At 72.3% G+C, this 5,332-nt stretch carries 5 protein-coding genes; 1 reads left to right on the forward strand and 4 read right to left on the reverse strand.

The window, feature by feature from the left end; genetic code table 11:
- A partial coding sequence (locus ACTWQJ_RS45830) for a dienelactone hydrolase family protein (protein WP_443312312.1) occupies window positions 1-504 on the reverse strand: 504 nt, incomplete at its 3' end.
- Window positions 505-609: 105 nt separating this feature from the next.
- The gene (locus ACTWQJ_RS45835; RefSeq protein ID WP_443312313.1) at window positions 610-1,230 is read right to left on the reverse strand and encodes an L-threonylcarbamoyladenylate synthase; all 621 of its coding nucleotides are present in this window, start codon (window positions 1,228-1,230) and stop codon (window positions 610-612) included.
- Between the two features lie 228 nt (window positions 1,231-1,458).
- Here ACTWQJ_RS45835 and ACTWQJ_RS45840 point away from each other — a divergent pair, with 228 nt between their 5' ends.
- Window positions 1,459-2,985, forward strand: a complete 1,527-nt coding sequence (locus ACTWQJ_RS45840) for a helix-turn-helix domain-containing protein (RefSeq protein WP_443312314.1) — start codon at window positions 1,459-1,461, stop codon at window positions 2,983-2,985.
- Between the two features lie 136 nt (window positions 2,986-3,121).
- On the opposite strand, the gene ACTWQJ_RS45845 is transcribed toward ACTWQJ_RS45840, so the two are convergent.
- Both ACTWQJ_RS45845 and ACTWQJ_RS45850 read right to left on the reverse strand, forming a co-directional pair.
- Window positions 3,122-4,363 (reverse strand): cytochrome P450 family protein, encoded by a 1,242-nt coding sequence (locus ACTWQJ_RS45845; RefSeq protein ID WP_443312315.1) that lies wholly within the window; start codon window positions 4,361-4,363, stop codon window positions 3,122-3,124.
- On the reverse strand, window positions 4,360-5,332 hold a 973-nt coding region (locus tag ACTWQJ_RS45850; protein WP_443312316.1), incomplete at its 5' end, for a cytochrome P450. The genes ACTWQJ_RS45850 and ACTWQJ_RS45845, both read right to left, overlap by 4 nt.

The raw sequence follows: 5,332 nt of genomic DNA on the forward strand, positions 1-5,332 counted from the left end.
GTCCGGCGCGTCGGTCGCCAGCTGTGCGCCGTGGAAGCCGGCCGCCGCCGCGACGCGCTCCGGATACGTGCCGGCGGTGAGCAGCGCCAGCCGCGCGCCGAAGCAGTAGCCGGTCACCGCGACCGGGCCGTCCGCCGCCTCGGGGCGGTCCGCAAGCCACCGCAGGTACACGCCGGCGTCACGCATCGCGACCTCTGGCGTCAGGGACTGCGCCGCCGGGCGGATCTGCTCGAACAGCCCGCCGCGTGCCGCATCGTCGATGAACCCGGGCAGCTCCACGACCGGGGCGCGCCCCTGACGGTGGAAGACGTTCGGCACCAGGACGGTGTACCCGGCTCCGGCCAGCCGGTCGGCCATCGACCTGAGCTGCGGCCGCAGCCCGAAGGCGTCCATGTAGAACAGGACCGCCGGATGCGGGCCGCCGTCGCCGGGGTGGGTCAGATAGGCGTCGGCGGTGCCGTCCTCGGTGGGGATGTCAACGTCCGTTCCCTGTACGGCGGTCATGGCTGGCTGCCTTTCTGCGCGGTCGGCGACGTGGGACCCGCCGGCTCGACGGGCCCGCGGTGGCCATCGTGACATGTGCGGGTAAGAAACCCGTTGCCCCGCCGCTCACTCGAACCGCGTGGCGTCACCCGCCCCGCGCCGGACGATCTCCGCCTCGCCCCCGGAGAAGTCGATCACCGTCGTCGGTTCGGTCCCGCAGTCGCCGGAGTCGACCACGCCGTCCAGCACGTGGTCGAGCCGGTCCTTGATCTCCCAGCCCTGGGTCATCGGCTCGTCCTCGTCCGGCAGGAGCAGGGTGCTGGACAGCAGCGGCTCACCGAGTTCGGTGAGCAGGGCCTGGGTGACGACATGGTCGGGGATGCGCACGCCGACGGTCTTCTTCTTCGGGTGCTGCAGCATGCGCGGCACCTCCTTCGTCGCCGGCAGGATGAACGTGTAGCTGCCGGGCGTCGACGCCTTGATCGCGCGGAACACGTCGTTGTCGACCCGCACGAACTGGCCGAGTTGCGCGAAGTCCTGGCAGACGAGGGTGAAGTGATGCCGGTCGTCCAGCTTGCGGATGGTCCGGATCCGCTCGATGCCGTCCCGGCTGCCCAGTCGGCAGCCGAGCGCGTAGCAGGAGTCCGTGGGATATGCGATGAGCGCCCCCGAGCGGACACTGTCGGCGACCTGGGCGATGGTGCGCGGCTGGGGGTTGTCGGGGTGCACGTCGTAGTACTTCGCCATCTGCCGAGCTTATGCCCGGCAAGCGGCGACGAACGGGCAGACCGGCCCGTGCCCGCACGGGAGTCGCGTCGAGGGCAGCGGCCAGGCCTTGGTCAGGCCCGTTTCCTGCCGCCGTATGCCGTCCGGCCGGTGAAAGTCCCAGGGACGCTCGACCACGCTTGAGGTAACGTCCCCGACCGGGTGACCCCGACGCGGGGTACGGAACGAGCAGAAGGGGGCAGGGCCGACGTGGCTGGCCGAGATGACGAGGGCCGTCGCGTGGACGTGGCGGACGGCACGGACCCGACGTGGGCGCAGCAGTTGCTCGACCATCTCAGGCCGTCCGCGCGGGACGTCCGCAGGGTCGTCGCCTGGCTCGCGGACGCCGCGGACGCGGACGTGTCACTGCAGGACGACGCCGGTACCCTCCTCGCCGGAACACGGACACCGCTCGACGAGGACCTGGTCGCGGACATCGCCGCCGGCCGGATCGCCTCCGCCGCGCTGCAGGACGGCGGACACCACCGGCGGCTGGTCAGGGTCGAGCTGCCGCGCCCCACGTCGGCCGGCGTGCTGGCGGTGACCCGCCCGGCCCCCTTCGACCGGCGCACCTCCGACATCGTCACCCACACCGCCGGAGTGCTCGAACTCATGCTGTGGGCACGGGAGAGCGCCGCGGCCGGACACCGTCTGCGCAGGGCCGCCTCCGACCTGCGCCTGGCGATCCTGCAACTGCTCATGGTCGAGGACACCGTCTCCGCCCGCCGGGTGGCCGCCGGCCTCTGGCCCGGCCTCCTCGACACGGACACCGCCTGCGTCTACGTGGCCGAGAGCCGCCCCGAGGAACGCGACCGGCTCGCCGAGGAATGTCTGGACGCGACCTCGGAACAGGCCCTTGTGGTGCGCTGCCCGGCCGTGGACTCGCATGTGATCGTCGTGACGCCCGGCGAGGCCGCGGCCACGGAGCTGCGCTCGCTGGTCGACGGCCGCCCGGACGTCTTCCTCGGCGGCAGCGTCCGGCAGAGCCTCGCCCAGACCGCCACCGCCTACGGCCAGGCCGTCAGCGCCCCCGCCGTGGCGCACTTCCGCCCGGACAAGGCGGCCGTGTACGCCGAGCGCACCCACCCCGAACGCCTGATGGACCCGGCCGCACTGCGCTGCTGGACGGCCGGTCTGCTGAGGCCCCTCGACACCCTGCCGTACCACACCCGCGCCGAGCTCCTCGCCACCACCCGACTCGGCCTGGAGTTCACCGCCGTCAACGCGGCCAAGGTCCTCGGCGTCAGCCGCAACACCGTCCGCGCCCGTATGGAACGCGTCGAGGGACTGCTGCGCACGGACCTGTCGGACCTCACCGTCCGGGCCGCCGTCCATCTCGCGCTGAACACACAGGCCGCCCTCATGGAGCTCCCCGGCGACCCCGGCGAGGCGGCCCCCAGCAGGTTCGGCGAGCTCCTGGCGGGGCCCGCCGTGCGCACCTGGGCCCGCGACCTGCTGGGACGCCTCGACACCGACACCAGGGACCTGCGCCGCACCCTGCGCACCTGGATCGCGGCCGGCGGCAACGCCGAACGGGCCGCGCAGCTGCTGGGCGTCCACGCGCAGACCGTACGGGAGCACGTGCGCAGCGCTGAGCCCGTCCTCGAACGCCAGCTCCTCTCCGGCGGCACCGACCTCTACGAGGTGGTCCTGGCGCACCTCGCGCTGGGCGACCTCGACCAGCCCGCCCTGCAGGGGGCGAATCCGGGCCATCCGGACTCACCTGTGCACGGGTGAGTCCTCCGGCCGGTGAAACGGGCATCGACGCGGTTCACAACCGATCCGCCCTGCACGTAGGTTCAACGAGCCGCAGGGGCACGACCGGAACGGGGGACCGGTCGCGCCCCTGCCACGCCGCGTCCGGAGCCGGGCCTCACGCGTCCAGCCGCACCGGCACCTCCTGCCATCCGAACGCGATGAACGACGGCACCTGCCGCAACTCGCCCTCACCGACGGCCAGCCGCAGCTCGGGGAAACGGTCGAACAGGGCGGGCAGCGCGGTCAGCGCCTCCATGCGGGCCAGTGGCGCGCCGATGCACCGGTGCACACCGATCCCGAACGCCAGATGGTCGTCGGCGCCGCGCGAGGCGTCGAAGACGTCCGCGTCCGGCCCGTAGTGCGCCGGATCCAGACCGGCGGCGGCGTACGTCGTGATGATGGCGTCCCCGGCCGGAATGGTGACATCCCCGACCTCGAGGTCCGTGACGGCGAACCGCAGCGGCAGCGCCGCGATGGACGGGTGCACCCGCAGCGTCTCGTCGACGACCGCGTCCCAGGTGATCTTCCCGGCCCGCACTGCCGCCAGCTGCTCCGGCCGGCGCAGCAGGGCGACGACCGCGTTGCCGATGAGGTTGACGGTGGTCTCGAAACCGGCCCCGATGACCAGCAGCAGGGTGTACAGCAGCTCCTCGTCGCTGAGCCGGTCGCCGTCCTCGTCGCGCACCCGGATCAGCTCGGTGGTCAGGTCGTCGCCGGGGTGTTCGCTGCGGTGGGCGATGAGCGCGGGCAGTACCGTGCCGATCTGCTGCTGCACGAACGCGGCGTGCTCCGGAGTCGGATCGGACGTGTCCATGATCGCAGCGATGAGCCGCGCGGTGTCCTCCCGCATCTCGTCCGGCACGCCGAACAGGTCGCAGATGATGCGCAGCGGCAGGGGATGGGCGAAGCCCGCCTTCACATCCACCACGTCACCGTCGGTCCCGGCCGACTCCAGTGCGTCGAGCAGCTCGGCCGTGACCGCCTCGACGCGCGGACGCATCGCCTCGGTGCGCCGGTGCGTGAAGCTGGGCGAGACCAGCTTGCGCAGCCGGGTGTGGTCGGCGCCGTACGTGGAGAACATGTTGACCACGCCCACCCAGCCCAGGAGCCAGCCCCAGGACGGGTGTTCCCCGATCTCCGGCCACAGTTTCCAGTGCCGGCGGGGGTCCTTGCTGACCTGCGGGTCGAGGATCAGCTGCTTGAGTACGTCGTAACCGGTCGGCGCCCAGGCGGGTATGCCGCCGGGCAGCTCCACGGGCACGACGGGACCGAGGGCGCGCAGCCGGGCACTCTCGCCGGGAATGTCGGATCCGAACGAGTCGATGACAAAGCGGTCGATGCGGTCGGTCACGGTCACGGGCGGTCTCCTGGCTGGTCGGGGGAGCGAGGGGTGAAACGCACGGGCAGCGCGGTGAGCGACCGGTGGAAGGGACCCGGCCGCCAGGTCAGACGCTCACGGGGCAGGACGGGCTCCAGATCCGGCAGCCACTGGGTGAGCCGCTCGATCGCCTCGGTGGCGATGAGCAGCGTGTGCTGCTTGACCGGACAGGCGTGCGGGCCGGCCGACCACGACAGGTGCGAGGCGTCGCCCGGGTGCCGGTCGGCACCGTGCTCCTGCTCGGCGAAGTACGCCAGCGCCCCGTAGGAGATGACCATCGGCACCGCGGCCCGGATCCACACGCCGTGGAAGGACAGCGGCCTGCGGGCGAAGTGGATGCCGTAGTTGGCCAGGGGCGTCTCGTGGTGCAGGACCTCCACGACCGCGTCCGTCACGGGACGGGCGCCGCTCGTCAGGGTGGAGTAGTAGTCCGGGTTGCCGAGGATCCGCGACAGCGCGTTCGACACCAGGTTCGCGGTCGGTTCGTGCCCGGCGCCGAGGGTGAGGAACACCTGCCAGGTGACCTCCTCCGGGGTGAGCCCGGCCGGATGGTCCAGCAGCCGGCTCGGCAGGTCGTCGCCGCGCTCCTCGGCCTTGGCCGCGATCAGCTCCAGGACGTATCCGCCGAACTCCGCCTCGCCCTCGGCCGCCTGTGCGCCGCCCTCCATCATCTTGCCCAGGGCGGCGTTGAGCCGGTCGCTCTGGCTGTCCGGCAGCCCGAACAGGCTGTTGAACACCAGGGCCATCAGCGGCCGGGCGAAGTCACCCACCAGGTCGGCCTCGCCCCGCGGCCCGAACCGGCTCACCAGCACATGCACCGCCCGGTGCACCCGCGCCCGCAGATCGTGCGGCTCGACCAGGTCGAAGGTGTCGATCAGCGAGGTGCGGTAGCGACTGTGCGCGGCACCGTCGGCGAACAGGGTGTTGGGACGCCAGCGCATCATCCCC

The sequence above is a fragment of the Streptomyces sp. KR55 genome, from assembly GCF_052245645.1.
Taxonomy (GTDB): domain Bacteria; phylum Actinomycetota; class Actinomycetes; order Streptomycetales; family Streptomycetaceae; genus Streptomyces; species Streptomyces flavusporus.